Here is a 24,887-nt window from a genome sequence, read left to right on the forward strand (position 1 = left end):
GGCACCGCTTGTGCAGGGGCCGCCTTGGTGGAGGGGGCCGGAGCCGGAGCGTTCTTTGCAGCCGGGGCCTGTGCCGGAGGCGTCTGCGCGACCGCAGGCCCCCCCATGACAAGCACGACGGCTGCCATCATTCCCGCGGCCAGGCGAAACTGGCGCGAGCGGACGGCAAAGGGCTGGGCAGGCAAATTTGGCATAACCGGCAATTTCAGGAAATTGAACGGCTTATAGACCATCCGGCGCGTGATGCGAGCGCCGATTGGGCTATTTCTCAACCGGAAATAGCGATCAGAGATACCGTTTGAGATCGGCCGCGGCCTCTTCCGGCGTCCGTTTCAGATTGAACGGCGCGACGAAATGGCCGTCGCGGTCCATCAAATAGATCAGCGCGGTGTGATCCATCGTGTAGTCGCCATCCTTCAGCGGCACTTTCTTGGCGTAGACGCGATAGCTCGACAGCACCTTGGCGATCGCGGCGGGATCGCCGGTCAGGCCCTTGAGGTGCGGATCGAAGCTCGAAAGGTAGTCCTTCATCGCCGAGGCGGTGTCGCGTTCCGGATCGACCGAGACGAAATAGGCATTCACGCGGTCGGCATCCTTGCCCATCGCCTTCAGGACCTCGGAAATCTCGAACAGCGAGGTCGGGCAGATGTCCGGGCAATGGGTAAAGCCGAAGAAGATCAGCGTCGGCTTGCCCTGAAGGTTCTTGTCGGTGACGGTCTGGCCGACCTGGTCGGTCAGCTGGAACGGCCCGCCGATCGCGGCCGGCGCGGCGACGGTGCGCAAGCCGCCGACCGCCCACAGCATGAGGAACAGGCCGACCGCCAGACTGCCCGCGAAGGCAGCGAAGATCACCAATGGGCGCGTGGTCCGGGGCATGATGCAAGGGCGTCCTTGTCAGAAGCAGGCGGAGATGCCGGCCGTGATCATTTCGAAAAACACCGCGGTCCCGTAGTGGAACCAGAGCGCGGCAGCGGCAAGCAGGGCCAATCCGCCGATGCCGGCGGCGCCCCACAGGATCGCCGACGCCACCCGGCCCTGCGGAGCCGTCATGAGCTCGGATCGGGTGGAGATCGGCTGAACCATGAGGTTGAGATAGGCCGGGTTCCGGCAGGCAGCAAGCGCAATGGCGGTCGCAGGCCGTCAAATGATAGCGAGGCGGTTTCCGGTGCTTGCCCCGCCATGCCGGGGTTGCCGGCCAAGACGAGTGAGGACGCCAAGCCGAGACCGGCAGATCAATGCTCGGGCTTCGCCGAGGCCTGGGCGTTGAGATAACACGGCTTGTACAGCGCCTGCAGTTGCTTGCCTTGCAGGAAGATCATGCGCCGGGTCAGGCCACCGCGGTCCGTGATCCATCTGCGAATCGCCGGCGGGTACATCAGGTACAGCATATGGGTGGCTTCGGGATTGGGGACCGGGCGGCCGTTGTCGCCGTAGTCCCAGGCCGCATGGAAGCCGAGACTGGCGTGTGAGGTCACACAGATCCGGTCGTGAGGAACCTTGCCGAGCACGATGGTGCAGGCCGAGGCGCACAGCCCGTCGATGATCACGGTCTCGCCCGACGTGCGCAGGTCTTGATACCTGTCGACATAGACGCCGATCTTGCCGCCGCGATCGTCGGCGATCCTGACCACTGCTTGAGACGCCCCCATTCCCGCCAGCAGGAGAACCGCAGCGAGCAACCCCGTCATCAACTTCATTTTGGCCAGCCCCAGTCGAAACCGAATCTGTTTGGTCTGTGATGCAAGACAATCGTGAGCGTGTTGCGGCCGCGGAATTTTGTCCAGACAAGTGAAGCCGGTCAAAACAAATTCAAATTAGGTGTTGCGCCCACGCTGCAGTGGAGCGTGGAAAAGGTCCCAAACTGGAACAACTTGCCGCAACAACTTGGTGCCTCGCCGCCACAGGCAAGGTCCATTTGGCGTTGACCGCGCGCAACGACGCGGTCTTGAATTCCGGCGGGACGGGGGAAATCAAAATGGCTGACGACGCAGATGTGATCGTGATTGGCGCCGGGCTTGCCGGTCTGGTCGCCGCAACCGAGATCGCCGACGCGGGCAAGCGCGTCATCGTGCTCGACCAGGAAGGGGAACAGAGCATCGGCGGCCAGGCCTTCTGGTCGTTCGGCGGATTGTTCCTGGTCGATTCGCCGGAACAGCGCCGGCTCGGCATCAAGGATTCGGTCGAGCTCGCGCTGCAGGACTGGATGGGCACCGCGGGTTTCGATCGCGAGGAGGATCACTGGCCGCGCAAATGGGCCGAAGCCTATGTCGCGTTCGCAGCAGGCGAGAAACGCGACTGGCTGCGCGCGATGGGCCATCGCATCTTCCCGGTCGTCGGCTGGGCCGAGCGCGGCGGCTACGACGCGATGGGCCACGGCAATTCGGTGCCGCGCTTCCACGTCACCTGGGGCACCGGCCCCGGCATTGTCGAGCCGTTCGAGCGGCGCGCGCGCGAGGCCGCCAGGAGCGGACGGCTGGTGTTCAAGTTCCGTCATCGCGTCGATGCGCTCAACGTCACCAACGGCGCGGTCGATGGCGTGAGCGGCGCGATCCTCGAACCATCGGCCGTCGAGCGCGGCAAGAGTTCCTCGCGCAACGTCGTCGGCGATTTTTCGCTGCGTGCGCAGGCAGTGATCGTCGCCTCCGGCGGCATTGGCGGCAATCATGATCTGGTGCGGCAGAACTGGCCGCAGCGGCTCGGCGCACCGCCGAAGTTCATGATCTCCGGCGTGCCGGAGCATGTCGACGGCCGCATGATCGGGATCACCGAGCAAGCGGGCGGCCGGCTGATCAACCGCGATCGCATGTGGCACTACGTCGAGGGCATCCAGAACTGGAACCCGATCTGGCCGCGTCACGGCATCCGTATTCTTCCGGGGCCATCGTCGATGTGGTTCGACGCGTCAGGCAAGCGGCTGCCGGCGCCGCTGTTCCCGGGCTCCGACACGCTCGGGCAACTGCATTACATCATGGGCACCGGCTACGATTATTCGTGGTTCATCCTGACCCAGAGCATCATCAAGAAGGAATTCGCGCTGTCGGGCTCGGAGCAGAACCCCGACCTCACCGGAAAAAGCTGGCGCATGACGATCAAGCGCGCCACCAACAAGGGTGCGCCGGCGCCGGTCGAGGCTTTCAAGCAGCACGGCGCCGACTTCATCGTGCGCGATAACATCGCCGACCTCGTCAGCGCCATGAACAAGCTCGCCGGCAACGACCTGTTGCAGCTCGACGCCATCAAGACTCAGATCGAGGCGCGCGACCGCGAGATCACCAATCCCTACGTCAAGGATGCGCAGGTGATGAACCTGCACAATGCACGGCGCTATATCGGCGACAGGTTGATCCGCACCGCGAAGCCGCATCGGATCCTCGATCCCGGGCACGGCCCGCTGATCGCGGTGAAGCTCAACATACTGACCCGCAAGACGCTCGGCGGCTTCGAGACCGATCTCGATTCGCGCGTGTTCGGCAGGGATCACCAGATCATCCGCGGGCTCTATGCGGCCGGCGAAGCCGCGGGCTTCGGCGGCGGCGGTGTGCACGGCTATCGCTCGCTGGAGGGAACGTTCCTCGGCGGCTGCCTGTTCTCGGGCCGCAATGCCGGGCGCGCGGCGGCGAAGGCGGTGAGTTAAAGGCCCGCCGGGTTTGAACCGGCGGGCTCTTATCATTGGGTCCGAATTTCGTTAAGCTATCCCAGCGCTCACGCCAGCTTGGTGAAGAGTGTGAGGATGCCGTTGCTGAGATTGACAGCGACAACCTGTGCCGAGCTCAGTCCCTTCGCCTTGAGCGCGGATGTCGCTTCCGTGGAGGCGTCGATGGAACCCCGCAGGCTCTTCAGGTCTTCTTCGCTTGCCTTTGCGATGACAGCCTCGACCCTTGACCGGACTTCGGGCTTCAGCTCCTTCACGTCCACGACCTGGATGGTCTTGATCGTGGCGGGTTGATCAGACTGGGCCTGCGACGGCGTGTTCGGCTGCGTTCCCTGCACTTGCGCCCAGGCAGGTGTTCCAAGCGAGAGCGCCGCAACGATGATGGACGCCGTAGAGATGCGGATGCGCATGAGCATTCCTTGTGTTGATTGCCCCCAACACATCCCGCGACAACGAGCTTTCCTCGCTTATGGTTCCGGCCGGAAATCCAATCAGTCCAGCGCGGCATGAAATCCTGGAACCGGCGCAAGGGGGCGCGGCCAAAATATCGAAAACAACCCCATGCAAAGTAGCCGGCGGTGACGGGCGTTCGACCAGGCCACTTGACACGTCGGGCAACTCAGGGGCATTCTTCTAATATTCCGAAATGTCGCAAGTGTCCCTCGCCCCCAAGCATCCCTCGTCCCAAGGACGTCGCATAAGCCGTTGCGGACTTCTACAACCGACGCATTCCAAGTCGCAAAGCGTCGGTGCGCCCAGGACCTTACCGCTTTTGGGCCATTAGCGGAACAGTAGCGCTCTAGCTGTTTGGCCAAGGCTTCTTGGTCTAAAGGCAGGTATGCTGCCATTTGCAACGGCAGGTACCGTTCCCGCGAGATGGTTCTATGGACGCGAAATCAGCCACACGATTTAAACAGCACGGAGAGCGGGCCATTGAGGAGTTATCCTTGGCGCTCACGCTCGCCGAAGAAGCTGCTCCAGCAAGTGAGCTTCTGAGATTAAGGACATCGGTCGGCGATATCATCGCTCGAATAGACAACATGCTTCAGGACAACATTTACAAAGATCATCCCGGTCTGGATGGCATGAAAGACTGATCTTTAACGTCCGCTTCGGGGCCCATTGCGGACTTTGACTTTTGGCAATTTTAACTCTTGTCGGCTATCTACGCACCCTAGCGTTGGATTGGAGAAAACTCTCGCGCTATGCTGATGCGCTTGAGAGTCTTTGTTGGGAGACCGTTGATGGCTCAAGAAAGTTCAAGGCCGCGCATCGGCGAAGGGCGCATCGGCAGTTCTCTCTGCGCCGCGGTCGGCGTGCTCAGCGTCGCTGCGGTGCTATGCCTGCGCTACCCCGCCTTTCTCACGACGCCTGAGCTGCGCGTCCATTACGACGTCGAGCTGCTCCGCCTCACCCTCGCGATCGCCATGGTCGTCGGTGCCTGGCTCGGCGTCGTCGGGATCGTGCTTGGCGGCCCGCGGGTGCGCGCTACGATCGGCCTTAGCGCGCTTTTCCTCGCCACGCTGCTTGGCGGGCCCTACGTGCCGACACCGGATTTTCTCCAGCCGCGCGTATATCTCGGCCTCGATTGGCTGGTGCTCGATCTATTCTTCACCGGCGCAGCATTCGTGCTGCTCGAGTGGGTCTTCCCACGGGTGCGGCCGGAGCAAGGGCCGCTCAGCCCCGGCTGGAGGCTCGATCTCGCCTATTTCGGCGTCAACCACCTTCTGATCGGCGTCTTCCTGGTGGTCTCGACACATTTTGCCCATGACTATTTCGCCTGGGCGATCAGCCCGTCACTGCAGGCGCATGTCGCGGCCCTGCCGGCGATCGTCCGCTTCGTGCTGGTGATCCTGGCGGCCGATGCAGTCGAATACATCTCCCACCGCGCCTATCACGAGATCCCGTGGTTGTGGCGAATCCATGCTGTCCATCATTCACCCGAACACATGGACTGGCTCTCGGGATCGCGCCTCCATTTCCTCGAGCCATTGGCAACGCGTGCCCTGGTGCTGGTGCCGATCGTCCTGCTCGGATTCCCGCAGGACACGATCTTCGCCTATCTTATTTTCATCTCGGTGCAATCGGTGCTGATTCATTCAAACATCAAGATGGATGTCGGCTGGCTGCGGTACGTAATCGTCACGCCGCAATTCCATCACTGGCACCACGCGTCGGACGCCGAGGCCATCGACAAGAACTACGCGGCACACACGCCGCTGTTCGATATGCTGGGCGGAACTTGGCACCTGCCTAAAGACCGCTGGCCGGTCAAATACGGTACCGTGAAGCCGATCCCCGGCGGCATGCTCGGCCAGTTCGTGCACCCCTTCGTCGGGCCGGTGAAGGAATTCCTCGAACATCGGAACTCATGAAGCCTGTTCCACTGTTGCCAGCATGAGAGTCGCAGCGTGTTTGCTCACTGGGGAAAATCGGGTGGGCGACCGGGCGGAGCGCGCGGCCCATGTCCGAGTCGACGTCTGTAGCGGACACAGCTGGGGCTGCGGCTGATGTCTGCCTTTGGCCCAATTCGGACTTCCCGAGTCAGCGCATGCTTTGCCGTTCACGCGCTTGGCCAGCCGGAGATGCACTGAACGCCGGGGTTCCTTAATTACCCCGACTAGCCTGCCGCAGAGTGCTAGTCTCGCGATCAATAGGCCTGTCCTTTGAAGGGTGGACACATGCGGCGGCGAGAGTTCATCAGGCTTGTACTGTGGAGCGCCGCCACGTTGCCGCAGATGAACGCCCGCGCACAGCAGGCGTTCCCGGTTATCGGTGTCTTAGGAAGCTCAACGGCTGGTGACTATGGTCCAATGATAGCCGCCTTCCGGAAAGGGCTGGGCGAAACGGGCTATTTCGAAGGGAGGAATGTTGGCTTCGAATACGCATGGGCAGATGATCATTATGATCGGCTCCCTGCGCTGGCGACCAAGCTAACTGAGCGAAGAGTTAGCCTGATCTTGGCGGCAGCAACACCATCTGCGTTGGCGGCAAAGTCGGCGACTTCGACCATTCCCATCGTGTTTGCAATCGGCGGCGACCCTGTCAGGACCGGGCTGGTGACCAGCCTCAATAGCCCGGGCGGAAATGTCACGGGCGCGGCACATATTAACGTCGATACAGCGCCGAAACGGTTAGAACTGCTGCACGAGCTTTTGCCGAGCAGTACCTCGCTTGGGCTACTGACGAATCCGACGAATCCCCTAACGCCTTCAGTTGAGAGCGGAGTGACAGCGGCGGCCGAAGTCCTGGGTCTCAAGCTGACTATCTTTCACGCGAGCACCGACAGGGAGATCGAGGCGACGTTCAAGAACGCTGCCGGCTCAATCGCGGGAATGGTTATCGGTACGGACCCGCTGTTTACGAGCCGCGCCACGGCGTTGGGTGCAAAGTCCCTCGAATACAAGCTTCCGGCCATCTATCAGTATCGAGACTTCGTGGCAGCTGGCGGCACAATGAGCTACGGCGGCGACATTAAGGATTCCTATTATCGTGCGGGCGTCTACGCCGGGCGAATACTGAACGGACAGAAGCCGGCCAATCTCGCTGTGCAGCTTTCAACACGATTGGAACTCCTGATAAATCTGAAAACGACCAAGGCGCTCGGGTTAGAGCCAACCCCCGTGTTGGTTGCAGGCGCGGATGAGGTGATCGAATAACGTATGCGATGCTGCCGTGCATAAGTCTGGAAAGGCCCATCGGGTCGGTTCGCTGCCGCGGCTGCACGGTGCGAGCCATCAATTCACTTACTCAATTACTCGATCGGCACTCGCCAGAAGCGACGATGGAATGGTCAGATTCAACGTCTTCGCGGTACGCATGTTGATGGTAAACTCGAACGTTGTTGGCTGTTCAATTGGAAGATCGGCAGGGTTCGCGCCCTTCAAAATCCGATCGACATAATAAGCGAGTCGCCGGTACGATTCCGTAAGCTTCGGACCATAAGTAAAGAGCGCCCCGCTTTGGGCGAAAATTGGCCATCCGGATATGGCCGGTATATGCTTGCTCATCGCGAAATCAATGATCGTCTTCCGATTCTGAATCGCAAAGCCGTCGGCAAGAATGGAAATCGCCTGCGGCGGATCGTCGGCCATCCTCGCCAGGGAGTCCGCGAGCTTGTCCCGAGTTTCGGTGGGGAAGTAGTCGATCCGGAGTCCGAGCTGCCGTCCGGTCTCTTCGGAAAACCCGCGCTCGAGATGCGCGCCGGGATGCTCGGGGTTGCCAACAATTGCGACACGACGCAGGTCCGGGACTATTTCCTTGAGCAGGTCGAGCCGCTTTCCGTTCAGCTCTACCGCCATCAAGGTTAGGCCGGATTTGTTGCCGCGGGGCTTCGCGAGACTATCTGCAAAGCCTGAGGAAACGGGGTCCGCGCTAATCACGAATACGACAGGCAGATCGAGCGGAGGAAGTTCGAATGCTGCTGTTCCCTGTGCCACGATGAGGTCGACCGGCAACCGCGTCAGTTCGCGGGCGAGTTCAGGTACACGACCGTCGATCCCCTCGCCGTAGCGATACTCGATCGTAAGGGTTTGTCCTTCGTTGTAGCCGCGCTCGCTGAGGCCCTGGCGGAATGCCTCAACATAGGGCGCAAGGCTTGCCGCCGTTTGAGCGGTGACCCAGCCGATGCGACGGGCCCTCTCCGTGGATTGCGCCGCCAAGGACTGCGGCACAAGGGTCGCGGCTAATGTCGAGGCAAGGAATGCGCGTCGATGCATTTTCGCGCCGCCTCCAAACGGACGTGGCTTTACAGTGGGTTCTTTGAGCGCCTTAAAGGTTCAGCGAGCCTGGGGCCAAGGCCGTCCCGGCCGATATTGGCCGTGGAACTGGCGTCTGTGAGGGCTGCTCGCCGTGGGGCGGGACTGGCCGGCTCGATGGTCCGCTCGGACATAGCGTGAGCCTGCTTTGGCACGATGTCGTGGTAGTATCAGGTCGGAATGCTGCTTTTTCAAAAGGTACTCCACGTGCCGAAGCCGCACCGGACGCTTTTTGTCAAATATTTCTTCACGCTGTTCATTGCCGTGGTTTTGCCCTTGGCGTTGGGAGCGATGGGGGAAGCCTGGTTTGGCTATCGCGAGCAGCGCGTTCATCTCACCGAACTCCTCAGGACGGAATCCCGATCGGCCGCCGATCGGATTCAGACCTTCACCGATGGCATTCGCGACCAGCTTGGATGGCTCGTGCAGTTTCCCTGGACGGAAGGCCAGGACGAACAGCACAAAGTTGATGCTCAGCGCCTGCTGCGGCAGGTGCCGGCCATCTCCTCGGTTTCGCTGTTCGATGGAGCAGGCGTCCAGCACGCGATGGTATCCCGCCTGGCGATAAACCGCGTTGGCGAAGCGGCGAATCTTCCAAGTGACCCGGCCGTGGCCGAGTTGCGCGGGAGTGCGTCCAAGGTGTGGTACGGCCCTGTCCGATATCAGCGCGGCTCGGAGCCGCACATGACCATTGCTGTGAGCGGAAACCGGCAAGCGACCGGGTTCGCCATTGCGGATGTCAATCTCAAGCTGATCTGGGACGTGGTCACCACCATCAAGATCGGCGAGACTGGCGCGGCCTTCGTCATCGATGACACGGGCCGTCTGGTGGCTCACCCCGATATAAGTCTTGTCCTGCGCGGGGACGCGACAGCCAGTGCATTCAATCGTCTCCGAGACGATATCGCCAAATCCAACGGCTCCGCCGCCGAAACGAAAGATATCGAGGGTGATCCCGTCGTTGCCCTGGCCGCGAAAATCCCCAGCCTTAGATGGACGGTAGTTGTCCAGCAGCCGGCCGCTGAAGCGTTCGCCCCGATCCGCTCCGCGCTCTGGCGCTCCCTACTGTTGGTCGTCATCGGCACCTTGATTGCCATCGTTCTCGCGTATTGGCTGGCGCGACGAATGACCGGCCCGATCCGGCTGCTCGAAGAAGGTGCACAGCTTGTTGGTGCCGGACAGTTCGATCACCGCATCGCCATCTCAACAGGTGATGAACTCGAGCAACTGGCTGGCCGCTTCAATGAGATGGCAAGCGAACTAGGCCTTTCGAAGGAGAAATCGGATCGCATCAATCGCTTGAAGCGCTTCCTGGCACCCCAGATTGCCGACCTTGTCGAAAGATCCGGCGACGATGCCTTGCTTGAGGGTCAGCGTCGCGAAGTGGTGGCTGTCTTCGCCGACCTTCGCGGCTTCACGGCGTTTTCGAATCGCGCCGAACCCGAGACCGTCATGAAGGTGCTCGGTGCATATCACGAGGCCGTGGGAGCGATCATCGATCGTCGGGGGGCAACATTGACAAGCTTTGCCGGCGACGGCCTCATGCTGTTAGTCAATGCTCCCATGAGCTGTCCCGATCCGGCGTTTGAGGCCCTCAGCCTTGCAATAGAAATGCAATCGGTCGTTCAGGGCCTGGCCGCCGGCTGGCGCAAGCATGGACACCGGATCGGCCTCGGAATTGGATTGGCCATGGGTCCTGCCACCGTAGGGCGCATCGGCTATGAAGGCCGACTCGATTACACCGCAATAGGAAGCGCAGTGAACCTTGCCTCGCGGCTGTGTTCAGCCGCAACCGACGGACAGATTTTGGTCGATGCGGTCGTTGCCACGGTGGTCGAAGGAAAGATACCGCTACAGGCTCTGGGAGCTATCGCTGTCAAGGGCTACGACCAGCCGGTGCCTATTTTCACCGTTGCAACAGGCGTCATCTCCGTATCGGGACGACCGTAGCGACCCCTTAGCCCGTTTTAGGGTCACCATGTTATCGAGATATCGTGGGGGTGGGGACGAGTGTCGTCAAGTTTTCGTATGGCGACTTCCGATCTTGGCCCAAAGCGGAGGTCCCGGAATGTCGCCTCTCGCGCCGCTGTTGGGTGCTAAGCAGACGCGAGCCCCGAAGGAGTCTCGTTGCGTTTATGAGCACACGCTCTACTCCACCTCCGCACTCAGGAAGCGGACACCGAAGGTGTCGGCGTTGGCCTCGCCCCAATCGTAGAGTGCCTGGAGCATCGGCTTCAGCATCTCGCCGCGTTTAGTCAGGCAGTAGCGCGATGAACCGCCGCCGCGCTCCTGCCTGACGAAGCCTGAATTGCAGAGGTCGCGCAGCCGCTCGGTCAATACCTTGTCGCTGAGCTGCGGGATGTCGTGGCGCAGTTCGCCATAGCGCATCGGCCGGACCTTCAACCGGCTCAGGATCACGGTCTTCCATTTGCCGCTGAGCTGATCGATCGAGAACTCGACCGGGCAACCATATTTGCGCTTGGTCTTGCGGATCATCGCAACTCTCCCGCGGCACTTTCCATCTGGTTCGTTGAGCGCCGCCATCGATCCATCTAAGCACGCTTCGCACGGGTTGGGCGAGTTCAGGGATCACTGCAAGGCATGACAGACGACAATTCCGTCCAAGGCTCAGGCGATCAGCAAGCGGCGCGCAGGCGCATCATCGTCAGACGCAACGGGCCCTACGAACCCGAGCCCGGCATTGCGATCGTCGATCATTTGGGCGTACCGATCGCGGCCGAGGCGCCGGTGCGACTCTGCCGCTGCGGACAATCGCAGACAAAGCCGTTCTGCGACGACAGCCATGTTGCGCGCGGCTTTGCCGACGGCAAGGATTCGCGGCGCGTGCCGGACAAGCTGGACGTCTATGCAGGGCAACAGGCGTATGTGTTCGACAATCGCGGCACCTGCGCGCATTCCGGCTTCTGCACCGATCGCCTCAACTCTGTGTTCCATCTCGGCGAGGAGCCTTTCGTCGCGCCGAGCGGCGCGCGTCTCGACGACCTCGTCAACGCGGTGCGCAGATGCCCGTCCGGCGCGCTCGGCATCGGCATTGGCCCCGAGCGCAATACCGACTTGTCCGACGTCAGCCGGCCGCCGCAGATCGAAGTGTCGAAGGACGGTCCCTATCGCGTCACCGGTGATGTCGCGCTGGTCGACGAGGATGGCGCGCCGATCGCACAGAACGCCGGCGCGTCGCAGGAGCACGTCAGCCTGTGCCGCTGCGGCTCGTCGCTGAACAAGCCGTTCTGCAGCGGCATGCACTGGAACGTCGTGTTTCACGATCCCGTTCCCGATCCCTTGCACGAGCCGACGCTGTTCGAATGGGCCGGCGGTTATCCGGCGCTGCTCGACATGACGCGCATTTTCTACAGCCGCTACGTGCCGGAGGACCCGCTGCTCGGCCCGCTATTCGCCGAGATGTCGCCGGACCATCCGGAACGGGTGGCGGCGTGGCTTAGCGAAGTGTTCGGCGGGCCGAGATTCTACACCGAACGCTATGGCGGCTATCGGCGGATGGTGTCGCAGCATATCGGCAAGGAGATCAGGCCGGAGCAACGCGCGCTGTGGGCCACCTATATGGTGCAGAGCGCCGACGATGCCGGACTGCCATCCGATCCGGAATTCCGCGCCGCCTTCGTCGCCTATATCGAATGGGGCTCGCGCATCGCGGTGGAGAATTCCGGCCCTGACGCGAAGCCGCCGCCGAACATGCCGGTGCCGCGCTGGTGGTGGGTCTGCAACGCGACGCCGGCCGCGCGGCCGTCCGCCAGCGCGGGCGATGCGCAAGCCGCGAACGAAGTCAGCGTGGCGCTGCCCAGCCCTGACGAGGCCGTGCAGTTCGAACAGCACATTCGGCCGCTGTTCCGGCCGATGGACCGCAACTCGATGCTATTCGCCTTCGACCTCTGGAAGGAGGAGGATGTTGCCAGGCATGGCCGGCAGATTCTGGCGCGGCTCGAGGCCGGCACCATGCCGTGTGACGGCGCCTGGCCGACTGAGCGGATCGCGCTGTTCGCGCGCTGGGCGAATGGGCTGAACCCGCAGGCCTGATTGCGCCGAGGCGACCTCGGAGCAATTTCGAGCGATTTCCGTGAACAGCGCTGCAAATTGCGCAGTGGCGGCGGACGCGCTGGCAGGCTAGAGAGTTTCCGCCATTCAAGTGGAGACCCAAATGAGCATTCAGCGTTTCGAAACCGGCCCGCGCATGAGCCAGGCCGTCGTGCACGGCAACACGGTCTATCTCGCCGGCGTCGTGGCCGGCAAGGCCGCGGGCGGCAGCGTCACCGACCAGACCAAGGACGTCCTGTCGATCATCGACGGCCACCTCGCCAAGGCCGGCACCGACAAGTCGAAGCTGCTCAGCGCGACGATCTACATCACCGACATGAAGACGTTCCCCGAAATGAACGCGGCGTGGGACGCCTGGGTCTCGGAGGGTAACACCCCGGCCCGCGCCACCGTCGAGGCCAAGCTCGCGGCGCCGCAGTACAATGTCGAGATCATGGTCGTCGCCGCCAAGTAGGCGCGACGATTAAGCGCGACGCTTGCTGTCGCGATAGATCTCGGATGCCCCGGATTGCAAAATTGCAGTTCGGGGCATTTCACTTCACACCTCACGCGCTGATCCGCGATCGCTCGCTCGCGGTCTCGCCGAGATCAGACTGAAGCCAGCGGGCAATTCGACGCCACGAACCGGCAAGAGCCTTGCGGCCCATGAACAGGCCGAGGTGACTACACGGCTCGGTCTCTCGTTGCAGCCACGCGGGTCGCGTGCCCACCAGCCGCATCGTCGCAAACGCCTGGTCGGGCGGAACGACGATGTCGTTCTCCGCAGCAAGCAGGAAGACCGGCAGCTTCACCGCCGCAAGATCGATTTTGCGGCCAAGCGCGACGAAGCGTCCGGCCGCAATCCGGTTCTGGCGAAAAATCCAGTCGGTCACTTCAAGGTAGTAGGTACCCGGCAGATCAAGGGGATCGCTGTTCCAGTGCATGAAACGGTCGAGCAGCGCCCGTGCATCCTCGGACTTGACGTCGAGCCGCCGCTGCAGCGCCGCTTCCACGTCAAGCAGGCTGAACGGGATACTCCAGAGCTTCAGCATCTGCTTGCCACTGACAATGCCATCGCCCTGACGCACGAGCGCCTCGAAGCCTTGCTGGGGCAGCGAAGCGACCATCCTGGAAAGCTCAGACGGCACCGAAACATCCAACGGGCTGCCTGCAAGCACAAGTCGTCGCACCTTGCCGGGAAAGCGCGCCGCATAGAGCAAGGACAGCCATCCGCCCTGACAGAGACCTCCAAGATCGACGGGGGGCCCGATCGCGTCGACGGCCACGTTGAGGTCGGACAGATAGGTATCGATCGAGAAGTATCGCATCTCGGGTGCCGCCGAGCGCCAGTCCGTGAGATAGAGACGCGCAATACCCGCCTGCTTTAGCGCCTCCATCAGGCTGTGGCCGGGGGCGACATCCGCTATTTGCGCGCGGTGCAACGCATAGGGCGCGCAGACCAGCAGCGGAGGGCCCTCGACCGCACTCGAAAAATCCAGCAGGCGCATCGACGGCAGTTGAAGCGCGACCGAATGCGCCGTTGTCCAGGGCAACGCCGCGTCGCCCGGCGCATCCGCTGGCGCGCGGTTTGGGTACCATTGCGAGTAGAAGTCCAGCGCCAATCGCGTGGCTTCAAACGGCCACAGCCAGGCGTCCTGCACCCAGCCGGCGCTCGCACCTCTTTCCGATCGGTCGTTTTCGTGCAAGCTCATTCACCGATTGATCGTCACCGGAACGATCTAGCCGGGGCGGGTCGAAACCTTGCCCCTATTCAAGAACCGACGAATTCGATTTGATCATTCTACGCCAAACCCGCTGAAGCGGCAGCCACGCCAGGACGTCACGATCTCGCGATCCCGGCGCGGCCTGCCGCCGGGCGGCAACAGCCATCGTAGCAACGACTATGCGGCACGCGCCGTGCTCTTCTCCGCCTCGAGCCTGCGCGCGAACAGCCAGCGGAAATAGGTCAGCGGCGCATCGGCGCCGATCGCGAGCAACTGATAGTCCGGATCGGCGTCGAGCACCTTCTGCTGCGCCTCGATGAAATCCTTGTCCTCGTTGAAGGCTTCCTCGAGGGAATGCCGCAGCGACAGCGAAATGTTCGGATTGTCGGTGTCGAAATCGTGCAAATAGTTCCAGAAGAAGTGCGTCGACGAGCGCGTCTCCGGCGTCATGAACTGCGCATTGCGATATTGCCGGGTGCCCGGAACCTGAACGCCCTTCTCCGCGCCCTGCCCGGCCGGCGCAAACATCGTATCGAGCGTGAAGATGCCCGGCACGATCATGCGGCCAACATTGCGGCGATCGACCATATCGGTTTTGTTCGGGATAACCTTCTTGTGGTAGGGCGGCGCATCGGCGCCCATGTGCCAGCGCTCGACACGGAAGCCGTCGTCCAGCTTCTCGATCGCGACCGGCTTGGTCTTGTAGGCGTATTCCTCGGAACCGCCGAGCGTGTTGGTGTGCACGAAGGCGAGATGGGCGAAGTCGCTGAGGTTGTCGACGATCAGCAGCCAGTTGGCCTTGTAGTGCATGTAGCCCGGCAAGCCACGCCATTTGGGATCTTCGAGCGGCGGATAGTCGAGGATCAGCTTCGGATCGGCCTTTTCGGGATCGCCGGTCCAGATGAAGATCATGTTGTAGCGTTCGACCACCGGATAGCTGCGCACGCCGAGCTTGGCGGGGATCGCGTCCTGGCCCGGGATCTGGATGCACTTGCCATCGGCCGCGAACTTCATGCCGTGATACATGCAGCGGATGTCGTCGCCCTCGACGCGCCCCATCGAGAGCGGCGCGGCGCGATGGCAACAGCGGTCGTCGAGCGCGACCACCTTTCCGCTGGCGCCGCGATAGATCACGATCGGCCGCTCCAGGATCGTGCGCGCCAGCTTCTTGCCGTCGATCAGCTCGTGGTTCAGCGCCGCCACATACCAGGCGTTGCGCAGGAAAATTCCGTCGTCGTCAGCCAAGTGAACTGCCATGTCACCCTCCCGATGCAATGTTGCTTGCAATGAGGTTTAAGTGATCCCGGCCATCGGGATAATCCGATTTGGCTGGACACACTGTACCGGTGGATGGACAATCGGCCATGGAATGGCGCGACTGGGAGCTGTTTTGCGAGGTTGTCGAGCATGGCGGCTTCACTGCGGCCGCGCGCGTGCTCGGACATCCCAAATCGAGCCTCAGTGCTGCGGTGCAGCGCCTCGAGGCCAATCTCGGGCTGCGGCTGATCGAGCGGACCACGCGGCACCTGCGGCTGACCGATTCCGGCGAGACCATCTACCGCAAGGTGCGCCCGCTGTTCGCGGCGCTGCACGACACCCATAGCGAGGCGCTGGCGATGTCGAGCGCGGTCGCGGGCACCTTGCGCATCAAGGCGCCGTACGAATTCGGCGCGCATCACGCGGGGCCGGTCGCCTGCGCGGTGATGGGCCGCTATCCGGAGCTCGCGATCCGGATCGACGTCGAGCACGACATCGTCAACCCGATCGCCGAGAACTACGACATCGTGTTCGCGATGCTGGAGGCGCCGCTGCCGTCGGCCGGCATCGTGATCCGCCGCGTCTTCACCCTCGAGCGCGGCCTGTTCGCGGCACCGGCGCTGCTGGAGAAGTTCGGCGAGCCGCGCACGCTGGATGAATTGAGACAGCTGCCGCTGTTGACGGGCCCCAGCGATCCGCCATGGGCGATCACCGCGCCCGGCGGCGTGGTCGAGCATCTCGCGGTGGATCGCGCCCGCCTCACCAGCTCGAATGCCCATGTCCGTTTGCAGGCGGCGCTCGCCGGCCACGGCGTGCTGCGGGTCACCGCGAGCTACACCCGCGCCGCGGTCGCGGCCGGCGAATTGCGGCGGCTGTTGCCGGACCATGCCTGCGAGCCGCTCAACGTGCACGCGCTGCTGCCCGCGCGGCAATTTGTCCCGGCCAAGGTGCGCTGCTTCCTCGATGCGATGGAGGCGCACGCGCGCGGCGACCCGGAGGCCTATATCAGGCCGTGACCGGCGTAGCCGTTCCGCGCACGATGACGTCAGAGGTAATCGATCGGCGCAGGCAAACCTTCGATAGTCCGGACAGCCGCACAGTCCGGCACAGCAGAAGGAGAGCACCATGACCGATCACGCCACAATCGCCCGCCGTTATATCGACCTCTGGAACGAGCGAACGCCGAGCCGGCGCCGCGAGATGCTGAGCGAGAACTGGACTGCCGACGCACGCTATATCGATCCGCTGATGAGCGGCGACGGCCACGAGGGCGTCGACGCCCTGATCGCGGGCGTGCAGCAGAAGTTTCCGGACTTCAGCTTCAAGCTGATCGGCGAGCCGAACGGCTTCGGCGACCATGTCCGCTTCTCCTGGGGCCTCGGGCCCGACGGCATCGACAGCCCGATCAAGGGCACCGACTTCGCCATGCTGAAGGACGGCCGGATCAGGAGCATCACCGGCTTCCTCGACCAGGTGCCGGGCGCCTGAGGCACTCCGTCATTCCGGGGCTCGCGAAGCGAGAGCCCGGAATCCATCAGGCCGCCGCGACCCACATCCTCTCGTCATTCCGGGGCGACGCGCAGCGTCGAGCCCGGAATCCATTCGACCACAGCGCTTGCGGTCCGATGGATTCCGGGCTCTCGCTTCGCGAGCCACAGGTGCGCAATTGCGCACCGGGGAATGACGAAGAGATGGGACGTCGCCGCTTCCACCCCGACAATGTCGCTGATAATCTTCCCGAAACACAGGGAGGACACCATGAAGGCCGATTTCGCCTTCAAAAGCTCTGTTATCAGCGACATCACGCCGGCGTTGCTGGCGATCGGCCGCGACGGCTTTCCGCAGGCGCTGATCGGCACGCTGCGCCGCGTCGCCGGTGTCGGTCACTGCATGGTGTTCTCGTTCACGGGCCCGCGATCCGCCGCGTGCCTGCTCGACGTCGGCAACATCCCGACCGGGCGCGATCTCGGCATCGCCTATTCCGAACATTTCCATCAGGCCGACCCGAACCGCGATGCGGTATTCGAAGGGCAGGCGCAGGCGGCGCCGATCGTGCTGCCGACCTTTGCCCGCCGCATGTACAGCGACGGCTACCGCAAGATCTTCTTCGACGATTCCGACATCGTCGACAAATTCGCCTCCGCAATCTGGACCGGTGACACCTGCTTCTACGTCAATTTCTACCAGATCACCGAGCAGGGCCGCTTCAGCCGCGAGCAGATCGCGCGTCTGACCGTGGTCGCGCCCGCGTTGACGGCAGCGGTGGCGCGGCACTTCCAGCGCGAGCCCGTACTGGATGTCGACCCGATCGAACGGCTGAAGACCCTGTTCGCGACCGCTGAGCCGCTGGCAAGACTGACCGGGCGCGAGCAGGAGGTCTGCCTGCGGATTCTGTCGGGCCTCAGCTCGGAAGCAATCGCGGCCGATCTCGGCATCGGGCTGCATTCCGCCCTCACCTATCGCAAGCGGGCCTATGACAAGCTCGGCATCTCCTCGCAGAACGAGCTGTTCGCGATCGCGCTGCGGCTGATGGCGTCCGGACGACGGCTGAATTGAGGGTGCCTTGAACGATGGGCCTCTCTGTCCCAAACGGTAGGGACAGACCGCCGGTGCCTGCCGGCCTATGCTCGGTTCAAACCTGAGGCCAACCTGAGATCACGTCGTGAGCACCGCTCCCCATTTCGACATCGACGTCCCTGCCTTCTGGCAGGACCCCTATCCGACGCTCGCACGCATGCGCAAGGAGGCGCCGATCGCCTTCGTGCCGCAGCTCGGCAGCACGCTGCTGTGCAACCGCGACGATATCTTCGTCTCCGAGAAGCAGATCGACGTGTTCTCATCGCACCAGCCCGAAGGGCTGATGAACAAATTGATGGGCCACAACATGATGCGCAAGGACGGCGATGCGCACATGAACGAGCGCAAGGCGATCTTCCCGGCGATCTCGCCGAAGACCGTCAGATCGCACTGGACCGCGCAATTCGCCGGACACGCAACGCGCATCCTCGACGAGTTGAAGCCGGATGGGGTGGTCGATTTCGTGCAGGCCTTCGCGCTGCCGTTCTCGGCCGAATGCCTGAAATCGATCACCGGCCTCACCAACATGCGCTTCCAGGACATGAACGCCTGGTCGCAGGGCATGATCGACGGTATCGCCAACTACGTCGGCGATCCCGCGATCGAGGCGCGCTGCCATGCGGCGACCTCGGGCATCGACGCTGCGATCGACGACATGGCGCCAAGGCTGCGCAAGACGCCCGACCTCAGCCTGCTCGGCGTGCTGCTGCAAACCGACATGCCGATGGAGAGCGTGCGCGCCAACATCAAGCTTGCGATCTCGGGCGGCCAGAACGAGCCGCGCGACGCAATCGCTGGCTCGGTATGGGTGCTGCTGACCCATCCCGACCAGCTCGCGCTGGCGACCGGCGGCACGGTCCCGTGGTTGCAGGTGTTCGAGGAATATGCGCGCTGGATCTCGCCGATCGGGATGTCGCCGCGGCGGATCGCAAAGCCATGGACGATCCGGGACATCGCCTTCGAGCCCAATGAACGCGTGTTCCTGATGTTCGGCTCGGCGAACCGGGACGAGAAGCATTTCAGCGAGCCCGACAGGTTCGACGTCCGCCGCGACGCCAGCAAGAGCATCGCGTTCGGCGCCGGTCCGCATTTCTGCGCCGGCGCCTGGGCCTCGCGCGCCATGGTTGCCGACGTCGCACTGCCCGCGATCTTCGACCGGCTGACGAATCTGCGCCTGATCGACGGCCAGCCGGCCCGGGTCGGCGGCTGGGCATTCCGCGGCCTGCTGGATTTGCCGGTGACGTGGGACCGGTAGGACAAGCGCCGCCGATACCCGGAAAGCGCCGGGTCTGGCTTGCGCCGGATCGATCTGTGTAAACACGGCCAGACGCATCGAAGCATGAATGCCGGCGGGTTCCACCGCGCGTGCGGGCGCGGCCGCGATCCGCGAATCTGCGTCCTGCTGCGCTGCGTCACCGTGCCGCCGCGAAGGGCCGGACGACTGTTATCAAAGTGTCATGAATCCATTTCAATCCGCCGTTATTGATGAAACTGCAGTCAGTTGAGCGGTCATAAGGGATTTCCGATGAACCCGAATACCAATGGTAGCAGTCACGATACCGCCTTCCACCATGACGCCCCCGAACAGGATTCCGAGGAAGGCGGCGGCATCAACAAGACGGTTGCGGTTGTCGCGGTGGTGGCTGTGGGCGCTGCCGTGTTCGAAGCTGCCTTGCTGCCGGGACTTGCACTCGGCGTCGCCGCAGTCGCGGCGCCGAAATACCTGCCGAAACTGGCCGGTGCGCTCAACCCGCTCTTCAAGTCCACGGTTCGCGGCACCTACAAATTCGCGCAGAAATCGCGCGAGATGTTTGCCGAGGCGCATGAGCAGGTGAACGACATCGTCGCGGAAGTGAAGGCCGAAGGCCAGGCGCAGGAAAAGGCGACGGCGACAGAGGGCCGGACCCACTCCGCGGCCTGAGCCGGGCGCCGAACGCTCAGGATACGAGGCGACGACACGTGCCGGCGACCGTCCGTGCGATGGTGAGACCGGCGCTGCAGGCAATCGTGTTTGACGACGGCATCATGCACGTCCCGCGCCGGCGTTCGAATGCTGTTAGAGGACTACGATGACCAAGATGAAGCTGCAGATTGCGCATCAGGTTCCGGGCCGGATTCGCATGAAGGTGCCGTCGGCCAAGGAAAACCCCGAGCTTCTCGAACAGATCAAGCAGACCTTCAGCGTCATTCCCGGCATCGAGCAGGTCATCGTCAACCCGGCGACGGGGAGCATCGTGCTGCACTACGACACCGACCGGCACGACGAATTTCACGGCCGGCTGGAGCACCACACCGGCGGCCACTTCAAGCCACCGGCCAACGAGATCGATGCCCTGGCGACCAAGATCGGGCAGGAAGCCGAGTACCTCGCCGAGCATTCGCATACGGCCAGGGTCGTCGTCGATTTCTTCAAGGACTTCGACGACGGGATCAAGGTCGCCACCGGAAACGTGGTCGATCTGAAGATTCTGCTCGCCGCGGGCATTGCCGGCTTCACCATCTTCGAGGTCGGCGCCAATGCGGCGACGCCGGTTTGGGTCACGCTGGCGATCTTTGCACTCAACCACATGATTCAGGCCAACATGCGCGACGCGGAAAAGGCAGAGCCGGAAGGCGCGACGGCCTGATCCGCCAGGGGCGAGAGTGCAAATTCATGGACTTCCGCTTCTGCCACTCCATGCCAGGGCGCATTCGTCTGAGCGTTCCTGCGCTTGGGCAAAATCGCAAGCTCGGTGAGACATGCCTCGGGTGGCTGAGGGCGCAGGACGGCATCAGGACCGCGCGGATCAATTACGACTGCGCGAGCCTCGTGCTGGAATACGATCCGGCTCACGATCAGCGGCTGCTCATGCTGCTGGACAGCTTCAAGAGCATGAGCCTGGCCGATCTCAAGACGCTCTGCGCAAGCGCCGTGCAGGACGCGGGTCCGCCACGCGCCAGCGTACCTGAGGTCTCCAGGCGCTCGCCGCTGGCGCTGCCGACGCTGTCCCTGTTCATGGCGTTCAGCGCCAACCCGGTGATCGCCGCGGTCAACATGCCGCTGATGCTCTGGAATGCGGTCCCGATCGCCAAGCGTGCCTGGAAGGTGTGGGCGAACGAGAGCCGGCTGAACATCGATGTGCTCGATACGCTCGCGATCAGCGCCTCGATGCTCCAGGGCAACCCGCTGGCCGGCTGCATCGTCACCTGGCTGATCAAGCTCGGCGACTGGATCCGCGACCTGACCGCTGCGGGCTCGCGGCGAGCGATCAACGAGCTGCTCGAATTCCAGTCGAAGACGGCCTGGCTGCTGCGCGACGGCGAAGTGGTGTCGATCCCCGCAGCCGAACTGCAGAACGGCGATATCGTCGTGGTGTATCCCGGCGAGATGATCCCGGTCGACGGCGAAATCATCGACGGCTCCGCCACCATCGACCAGAAGACGATCACCGGCGAGGGCCTGCCGGTGCATCGCGGCAAGGGCGAAGCCGCCTTTGCCGCCACCGTGATCCGCGAAGGCCAGATCACGCTGCGTGCGCTGCGCGTCGGAACGGCGACCACGGCCGGGCAGATCGTGCGGCTGATCGAATCCGCGCCGATCGGCGACACCCGCATGCAGAACCATGCCGAACGCTTCGCCGATCGGCTGGTGACGCCGACGCTGGCGCTTGCCACCGGCACCGCGATGGTTTCGGGCGACTTCAACCGCTTCCTCTCGCTGGTCATCGTCGACTACGGCACCGGCATCCGGGTCGCGGCGCCCACCTCGGTGCTGTCCTCGATGACCTTGGCCGCCCGCACCGGCATGATCATCAAGAGCGGCGGCCATATGGAGAAGCTCGCCGGGATCGACACCATGGTGTTCGACAAGACCGGCACCCTCACCCACGGCACGCCCGCCGTCATCGACGTGATCTCCTATCAGAAGCAGATCACGCCGAACCATTTGCTCGGACTTGCCGCGGCCGCCGAAACCAAGCTGCAACATCCGGTCGCCGAAGCGTTGCGCACACGGGCCCGGCAGCTCGCGGTGAACATTCCGCCGTGCAACGAGACCACCTACCGCCTCGGCCTCGGCGTCGAGGGCCAGGTCAACGGCTATTACGTCCATGTCGGCAACCAGCGCTTCATGCGCCAGAGCGAGATCGCGGTCGATGCCTCGGTCCTCGATCGCGCGGCGCTCGACGAGCGCGGCTATTCGAGCCTCTATATCGCGGTGGACGGCAAGCTCGCAGGCCTCGTGCCCTACTCCGACGAGATCCGCGAGGAGAGCCGTTCGGTGATCCAGCGGCTGCATGCGCTGGGCGTCAAGAACAGCATCATGCTGACCGGCGACAATGCGGTGGTGGCGCGCGCCGTCTGTGAGAATCTGGGGTTGACCGAGCACTTCGCCGACATGCTGCCGGCCGACAAGGCCGGCGTCATTCAGGAGCTGCAGCGCCAGGGGCGCAGGGTCGCGATGGTCGGCGACGGCATCAACGATTCCCCGGCGCTCAGCTTCGCCGATGTCGGGATCGCCATGAAGCATGGCGCCGAGGTCACCCACGAATCCGCCGATGTCATCCTGATGGAGGATTCGCTGTGGAAGCTTGTCAAGGCGGTCGAGATCTCGCAAGGCGCCGTCAGCCTGATCAAGCAGAACTATGCCATCGTCGCCGCGCTCAACACGCTGGCGCTCGGCCTCGCTTTGCCCGGCGGCCTGATCACACCCGAAGTCACCGCACTGATCAGCAACGGCTCGGCGATCCTGGCGAGCTTCAACGGCATACGGCCAATTCTGCGGTATCAATGAGCCAGGAGGTCACCCAGCTCGTTGTTCTCCCTCCCGACGATCACGCCGCGCTCTTAGCCGCAGTCAAGACGCTGGAGGGCTCCAACCTCGCGGCAAGGATCGCCGACTATGCGGGCATCCCCGTCAATCGCGTCCTCAATCTCTTGCCGAAGGCCGCCAATCGCCAGCTCAGCGGGCTGGTGCGCACGGCGGTCATGAAGGGGCTGGAAGTTGCCGTCGACACGCTCGACGAGAAGCCGCCCCCCACACCCGCAATCACCTTTTCGTCGTTTCTCGCAGGCGTAACCGGAGGCGTCAGCGGCCTGTTCGGCTTCGGTGCGCTGGCGGTCGAACTGCCCCTGACGACGACATTGATGCTGCGCGCGATTGCCGAAATCGCAAGGCACCAGGGCGAGGATCTCTCCAACATCGAGGCACGGCTCGCCTGTCTCGAAGTGTTCGCCTACGGCACCAAGCGGACCGACGAGAATGTCGACGTCGGCTATTACGCCGCCCGCGCGCTGATCAGCAAATACACCAGCGATGCCGCCGCCTACATCCTGGAGCGCGGCGCGGTCGATGCCTCCGCCCCCGTGATCTCCAACCTGGTCAGCGAAATCGTCTCCCGGTTCGGGTTGGTGGTCTCGGATAAGGCCGCGGCCGGCGCGGTCCCGATCATCGGCGCGGCGTTCGGCGCGACCGTCAACGTCATCTTCATGGACCATTTCCAGAAGATCGCGAAGGGGCACTTCACCGTGCGCCGGCTGGAGCGGGTCCATGGCAGCGCCGGCGTTCGGCAACATTATGCGGTGATCGCGGCCGGGCTCGCGCCGCGGCGCGGCGTCGCGACGGCATGAGGCGTTCGACAGCAATTGGATATCCGCGCCGTGCTTCCGCCTGAGGACACCAGGCTGCGCGACCTCCGTCGCATGCGAGCCCTCGCCACAGCGCTGCTGGTGCTCATGCTGCTGGTCTTTCTGGCAACCTCGATGGCCCAGCCGCACTGGCCGTGGCTGGCCTATCCGCGCGCCTTCGCCGAGGCCGGCATGATCGGCGCCTGCGCCGACTGGTTCGCCGTCGTCGCGCTGTTCCGACACCCGCTCGGCATCCCGATTCCGCACACCGCGATCGTTCCGCAGAGCAAGCAGCGCATCGCGGATGCGCTGGGCCGCTTCATCGCCAACAACTTCCTGTCGCCCCGCGTGGTCGGCGATCGCATCCGCGACGTCGACATTGCCGGCTGGACCGCGCAATGGATCGAGCGGCCGTCGCACGCCCGCAGCGCGGCACAGCGCACGGTCTCGGCGGTCCATCAGGCGCTGCAGGCCACGCCGAGCGCCGACCTCAACGCCTTCCTGACCCGCCGGACACGGCAAGGGATCGCTGCCGTTCCCGCAGCGCCGCTGGCATCGCGCGTGCTGGCGCTGTTGTGGGCGCATGGTGACGCACAGGCGCTCGTCGAGCGCCTGATCACATCCGGGAGCATAGCGCTTGCCAACAACAAGGAAACCATCCGCAAGAAGGTCTCGCAGCGTTCCTACCGCTTCGTGCCGAAATGGGTCGATGGCATCGTCGCCGACCGCGTCATCTCGGGCATCAGCCAGACGCTCGAAGAGATGCGCGAGCCGAACCATCCCTGGCGGGTCGAACTCAAGGCCGAGATCGAGCGCCTGATCGATCGGCTCGCCACCGATCCCGAATACCTCGCCAGGGGCGAGGAGCTGAAGCAGAACATGCTGGATAATCCCGCCGTGATCCGGCAGATCGACGCGATGTGGCAAGCCATCGAAACGCGGCTGAACTCCGCGGCGACCACGGCCGCAATCGCAGACGCCATCGAAACCGCCCTGATCTCGGTCGCCGCGCGGGTCCGCGACGATGCCGACATGCGCGACCGCATCAACCGCTGGCTTCGTGTTGCCGCGCTGCGTGCAGTCGCATCGCGGCGGCAGGAGATCGCGGCCTTCATCCGCAAGGTGGTCGAGAACTGGGACACCGAAACCCTGATCATGCGGATCGAACTGCAGGTCGGACGCGATTTGCAGTTCATCCGGATCAACGGAACCGTCGTCGGAGGGCTCGTCGGCCTGTTGATCTTTTCCGTCTCGCGCTGGCTCTAG

24 protein-coding genes and 1 pseudogene are annotated in these 24,887 nt (G+C 63.4%); 16 read left to right on the forward strand and 9 right to left on the reverse strand.

Going from position 1 to position 24,887, the window contains the following annotated elements:
• The 4 genes and pseudogenes from H8A95_RS29515 to H8A95_RS29530 all read right to left on the reverse strand — a co-directional run.
• Positions 1 to 233, reverse strand: a pseudogene (locus tag H8A95_RS29515) (hypothetical protein); the annotation flags it as partial.
• A gap of 52 nt (positions 234 to 285) precedes the next feature.
• Positions 286 to 876 carry an SCO family protein gene (locus H8A95_RS29520; protein ID WP_229186396.1) on the reverse strand — a complete coding sequence of 197 codons (591 nt, stop codon included), beginning with the start codon at positions 874 to 876 and terminating at the stop codon, positions 286 to 288.
• An 18-nt stretch (positions 877 to 894) separates the two neighbouring features.
• Positions 895 to 1,050 carry a hypothetical protein gene (locus tag H8A95_RS29525; RefSeq protein ID WP_229186397.1) on the reverse strand — a complete coding sequence of 52 codons (156 nt, stop codon included), beginning with the start codon at positions 1,048 to 1,050 and terminating at the stop codon, positions 895 to 897.
• A 182-nt stretch (positions 1,051 to 1,232) separates the two neighbouring features.
• Positions 1,233 to 1,697, reverse strand: a complete 465-nt coding sequence (locus H8A95_RS29530) for a hypothetical protein (protein WP_229186398.1) — start codon at positions 1,695 to 1,697, stop codon at positions 1,233 to 1,235.
• Positions 1,698 to 1,975: 278 nt separating this feature from the next.
• On the opposite strand from H8A95_RS29530, the gene H8A95_RS29535 reads away from it, so the two are divergent.
• Positions 1,976 to 3,634 carry an FAD-binding dehydrogenase gene (locus tag H8A95_RS29535; protein WP_229186399.1) on the forward strand — a complete coding sequence of 553 codons (1,659 nt, stop codon included), beginning with the start codon at positions 1,976 to 1,978 and terminating at the stop codon, positions 3,632 to 3,634.
• Positions 3,635 to 3,702: 68 nt separating this feature from the next.
• On the opposite strand, the gene H8A95_RS29540 is transcribed toward H8A95_RS29535, so the two are convergent.
• Positions 3,703 to 4,062 (reverse strand): hypothetical protein, encoded by a 360-nt coding sequence (locus H8A95_RS29540; protein ID WP_229186400.1) that lies wholly within the window; start codon positions 4,060 to 4,062, stop codon positions 3,703 to 3,705.
• Between the two features lie 537 nt (positions 4,063 to 4,599).
• Between H8A95_RS29540 and H8A95_RS29545 the strand changes: the two genes are divergently transcribed.
• From H8A95_RS29545 to H8A95_RS29555, 3 genes are all read left to right on the forward strand, one after another.
• Positions 4,600 to 4,749 (forward strand): hypothetical protein, encoded by a 150-nt coding sequence (locus H8A95_RS29545; protein ID WP_229186401.1) that lies wholly within the window; start codon positions 4,600 to 4,602, stop codon positions 4,747 to 4,749.
• Between the two features lie 147 nt (positions 4,750 to 4,896).
• Positions 4,897 to 6,027, forward strand: coding sequence for a sterol desaturase family protein (locus H8A95_RS29550; RefSeq protein ID WP_229186402.1), 1,131 nt, complete (start codon positions 4,897 to 4,899; stop codon positions 6,025 to 6,027).
• A gap of 363 nt (positions 6,028 to 6,390) precedes the next feature.
• Positions 6,391 to 7,311 carry an ABC transporter substrate-binding protein gene (locus tag H8A95_RS29555; RefSeq protein ID WP_229186418.1) on the forward strand — a complete coding sequence of 307 codons (921 nt, stop codon included), beginning with the start codon at positions 6,391 to 6,393 and terminating at the stop codon, positions 7,309 to 7,311.
• Positions 7,312 to 7,398: 87 nt separating this feature from the next.
• On the opposite strand, the gene H8A95_RS29560 is transcribed toward H8A95_RS29555, so the two are convergent.
• Positions 7,399 to 8,370 carry an ABC transporter substrate-binding protein gene (locus H8A95_RS29560; protein WP_229186403.1) on the reverse strand — a complete coding sequence of 324 codons (972 nt, stop codon included), beginning with the start codon at positions 8,368 to 8,370 and terminating at the stop codon, positions 7,399 to 7,401.
• A gap of 219 nt (positions 8,371 to 8,589) precedes the next feature.
• On the opposite strand from H8A95_RS29560, the gene H8A95_RS29565 reads away from it, so the two are divergent.
• Complete coding sequence (locus H8A95_RS29565) at positions 8,590 to 10,359, forward strand: adenylate/guanylate cyclase domain-containing protein (RefSeq protein ID WP_229186404.1); 1,770 nt, start codon at positions 8,590 to 8,592, stop codon at positions 10,357 to 10,359.
• Between the two features lie 198 nt (positions 10,360 to 10,557).
• Here H8A95_RS29565 and H8A95_RS29570 read toward each other — a convergent pair whose 3' ends face one another.
• Positions 10,558 to 10,905: a winged helix-turn-helix transcriptional regulator gene (locus tag H8A95_RS29570; RefSeq protein WP_229186405.1), complete on the reverse strand. Its 348-nt coding sequence runs from the start codon at positions 10,903 to 10,905 to the stop codon at positions 10,558 to 10,560.
• Between the two features lie 105 nt (positions 10,906 to 11,010).
• On the opposite strand from H8A95_RS29570, the gene H8A95_RS29575 reads away from it, so the two are divergent.
• Together H8A95_RS29575 and H8A95_RS29580 are read left to right on the forward strand one after the other, a co-directional pair.
• Positions 11,011 to 12,462: a CDGSH iron-sulfur domain-containing protein gene (locus H8A95_RS29575; RefSeq protein ID WP_229186406.1), complete on the forward strand. Its 1,452-nt coding sequence runs from the start codon at positions 11,011 to 11,013 to the stop codon at positions 12,460 to 12,462.
• A gap of 121 nt (positions 12,463 to 12,583) precedes the next feature.
• Positions 12,584 to 12,934 (forward strand): RidA family protein, encoded by a 351-nt coding sequence (locus H8A95_RS29580; RefSeq protein ID WP_229186407.1) that lies wholly within the window; start codon positions 12,584 to 12,586, stop codon positions 12,932 to 12,934.
• Between the two features lie 91 nt (positions 12,935 to 13,025).
• Here the strand turns inward: H8A95_RS29580 and H8A95_RS29585 are convergent, their stop codons facing one another.
• Positions 13,026 to 14,171 (reverse strand): alpha/beta fold hydrolase, encoded by a 1,146-nt coding sequence (locus tag H8A95_RS29585; protein WP_420839470.1) that lies wholly within the window; start codon positions 14,169 to 14,171, stop codon positions 13,026 to 13,028.
• 189 nt (positions 14,172 to 14,360) lie between these two features.
• Positions 14,361 to 15,440, reverse strand: a complete 1,080-nt coding sequence (locus H8A95_RS29590; protein ID WP_229186408.1) for an aromatic ring-hydroxylating dioxygenase subunit alpha — start codon at positions 15,438 to 15,440, stop codon at positions 14,361 to 14,363.
• A gap of 107 nt (positions 15,441 to 15,547) precedes the next feature.
• Here H8A95_RS29590 and H8A95_RS29595 point away from each other — a divergent pair, with 107 nt between their 5' ends.
• The 9 genes from H8A95_RS29595 to H8A95_RS29635 all read left to right on the forward strand — a co-directional run bounded on the left by H8A95_RS29595 (position 15,548) and on the right by H8A95_RS29635 (position 24,887).
• Positions 15,548 to 16,456 carry a LysR family transcriptional regulator gene (locus tag H8A95_RS29595; protein WP_229186409.1) on the forward strand — a complete coding sequence of 303 codons (909 nt, stop codon included), beginning with the start codon at positions 15,548 to 15,550 and terminating at the stop codon, positions 16,454 to 16,456.
• A gap of 109 nt (positions 16,457 to 16,565) precedes the next feature.
• Entirely contained in the window at positions 16,566 to 16,928 is a 363-nt protein-coding gene (locus H8A95_RS29600) for a nuclear transport factor 2 family protein (RefSeq protein WP_229186410.1), read from the forward strand.
• A 270-nt stretch (positions 16,929 to 17,198) separates the two neighbouring features.
• Complete coding sequence (locus H8A95_RS29605) at positions 17,199 to 17,996, forward strand: helix-turn-helix transcriptional regulator (protein ID WP_229186411.1); 798 nt, start codon at positions 17,199 to 17,201, stop codon at positions 17,994 to 17,996.
• A 106-nt stretch (positions 17,997 to 18,102) separates the two neighbouring features.
• On the forward strand, positions 18,103 to 19,272 hold the full coding sequence (locus tag H8A95_RS29610) for a cytochrome P450 (protein WP_229186412.1): 1,170 nt from the start codon (positions 18,103 to 18,105) through the stop codon (positions 19,270 to 19,272).
• A 270-nt stretch (positions 19,273 to 19,542) separates the two neighbouring features.
• Positions 19,543 to 19,938 carry a DUF5132 domain-containing protein gene (locus tag H8A95_RS29615; RefSeq protein WP_229186413.1) on the forward strand — a complete coding sequence of 132 codons (396 nt, stop codon included), beginning with the start codon at positions 19,543 to 19,545 and terminating at the stop codon, positions 19,936 to 19,938.
• A 148-nt stretch (positions 19,939 to 20,086) separates the two neighbouring features.
• Entirely contained in the window at positions 20,087 to 20,644 is a 558-nt protein-coding gene (locus H8A95_RS29620) for an HMA2 domain-containing protein (RefSeq protein WP_229186414.1), read from the forward strand.
• Positions 20,645 to 20,670: 26 nt separating this feature from the next.
• Positions 20,671 to 22,788 carry a heavy metal translocating P-type ATPase gene (locus H8A95_RS29625; RefSeq protein WP_229186415.1) on the forward strand — a complete coding sequence of 706 codons (2,118 nt, stop codon included), beginning with the start codon at positions 20,671 to 20,673 and terminating at the stop codon, positions 22,786 to 22,788.
• Positions 22,785 to 23,624 (forward strand): EcsC family protein, encoded by an 840-nt coding sequence (locus H8A95_RS29630; protein ID WP_229186416.1) that lies wholly within the window; start codon positions 22,785 to 22,787, stop codon positions 23,622 to 23,624. Before H8A95_RS29625 ends, H8A95_RS29630 begins: the two co-directional genes overlap by 4 nt.
• Before the next feature lie 30 nt (positions 23,625 to 23,654).
• The gene (locus tag H8A95_RS29635) at positions 23,655 to 24,887 is read left to right on the forward strand and encodes a DUF445 domain-containing protein (RefSeq protein ID WP_229186417.1); all 1,233 of its coding nucleotides are present in this window, start codon (positions 23,655 to 23,657) and stop codon (positions 24,885 to 24,887) included.

This window comes from Bradyrhizobium oropedii, from assembly GCF_020889685.1.
GTDB classification, from domain to species: Bacteria; Pseudomonadota; Alphaproteobacteria; order Rhizobiales; family Xanthobacteraceae; genus Bradyrhizobium; species Bradyrhizobium oropedii.

Excerpts from the sequence above, each read along its gene's own strand:
- H8A95_RS29580 (WP_229186407.1), top strand. The coding sequence starts at position 12,584 with ATGAGCATTCAGCGTTTCGAAACCGGCCCGCGCATGAGCCAGGCCGTC.
- H8A95_RS29550 (WP_229186402.1), top strand. The coding sequence starts at position 4,897 with ATGGCTCAAGAAAGTTCAAGGCCGCGCATCGGCGAAGGGCGCATCGGC.
- H8A95_RS29525 (WP_229186397.1), bottom strand. The coding sequence starts at position 1,050 with ATGACGGCTCCGCAGGGCCGGGTGGCGTCGGCGATCCTGTGGGGCGCC.
- H8A95_RS29555 (WP_229186418.1), top strand. The coding sequence starts at position 6,391 with ATGAACGCCCGCGCACAGCAGGCGTTCCCGGTTATCGGTGTCTTAGGA.
- H8A95_RS29595 (WP_229186409.1), top strand. The coding sequence starts at position 15,548 with ATGGAATGGCGCGACTGGGAGCTGTTTTGCGAGGTTGTCGAGCATGGC.
- H8A95_RS29535 (WP_229186399.1), top strand. The coding sequence starts at position 1,976 with ATGGCTGACGACGCAGATGTGATCGTGATTGGCGCCGGGCTTGCCGGT.
- H8A95_RS29540 (WP_229186400.1), bottom strand. The coding sequence starts at position 4,062 with ATGCGCATCCGCATCTCTACGGCGTCCATCATCGTTGCGGCGCTCTCG.
- H8A95_RS29600 (WP_229186410.1), top strand. The coding sequence starts at position 16,566 with ATGACCGATCACGCCACAATCGCCCGCCGTTATATCGACCTCTGGAAC.
- H8A95_RS29570 (WP_229186405.1), bottom strand. The coding sequence starts at position 10,905 with ATGATCCGCAAGACCAAGCGCAAATATGGTTGCCCGGTCGAGTTCTCG.
- H8A95_RS29615 (WP_229186413.1), top strand. The coding sequence starts at position 19,543 with ATGAACCCGAATACCAATGGTAGCAGTCACGATACCGCCTTCCACCAT.
- H8A95_RS29630 (WP_229186416.1), top strand. The coding sequence starts at position 22,785 with ATGAGCCAGGAGGTCACCCAGCTCGTTGTTCTCCCTCCCGACGATCAC.
- H8A95_RS29520 (WP_229186396.1), bottom strand. The coding sequence starts at position 876 with ATGCCCCGGACCACGCGCCCATTGGTGATCTTCGCTGCCTTCGCGGGC.
- H8A95_RS29620 (WP_229186414.1), top strand. The coding sequence starts at position 20,087 with ATGACCAAGATGAAGCTGCAGATTGCGCATCAGGTTCCGGGCCGGATT.
- H8A95_RS29530 (WP_229186398.1), bottom strand. The coding sequence starts at position 1,697 with ATGAAGTTGATGACGGGGTTGCTCGCTGCGGTTCTCCTGCTGGCGGGA.
- H8A95_RS29575 (WP_229186406.1), top strand. The coding sequence starts at position 11,011 with ATGACAGACGACAATTCCGTCCAAGGCTCAGGCGATCAGCAAGCGGCG.
- H8A95_RS29605 (WP_229186411.1), top strand. The coding sequence starts at position 17,199 with ATGAAGGCCGATTTCGCCTTCAAAAGCTCTGTTATCAGCGACATCACG.
- H8A95_RS29565 (WP_229186404.1), top strand. The coding sequence starts at position 8,590 with ATGCTGCTTTTTCAAAAGGTACTCCACGTGCCGAAGCCGCACCGGACG.
- H8A95_RS29560 (WP_229186403.1), bottom strand. The coding sequence starts at position 8,370 with ATGCATCGACGCGCATTCCTTGCCTCGACATTAGCCGCGACCCTTGTG.
- H8A95_RS29625 (WP_229186415.1), top strand. The coding sequence starts at position 20,671 with ATGGACTTCCGCTTCTGCCACTCCATGCCAGGGCGCATTCGTCTGAGC.
- H8A95_RS29585 (WP_420839470.1), bottom strand. The coding sequence starts at position 14,171 with ATGAGCTTGCACGAAAACGACCGATCGGAAAGAGGTGCGAGCGCCGGC.
- H8A95_RS29590 (WP_229186408.1), bottom strand. The coding sequence starts at position 15,440 with ATGGCAGTTCACTTGGCTGACGACGACGGAATTTTCCTGCGCAACGCC.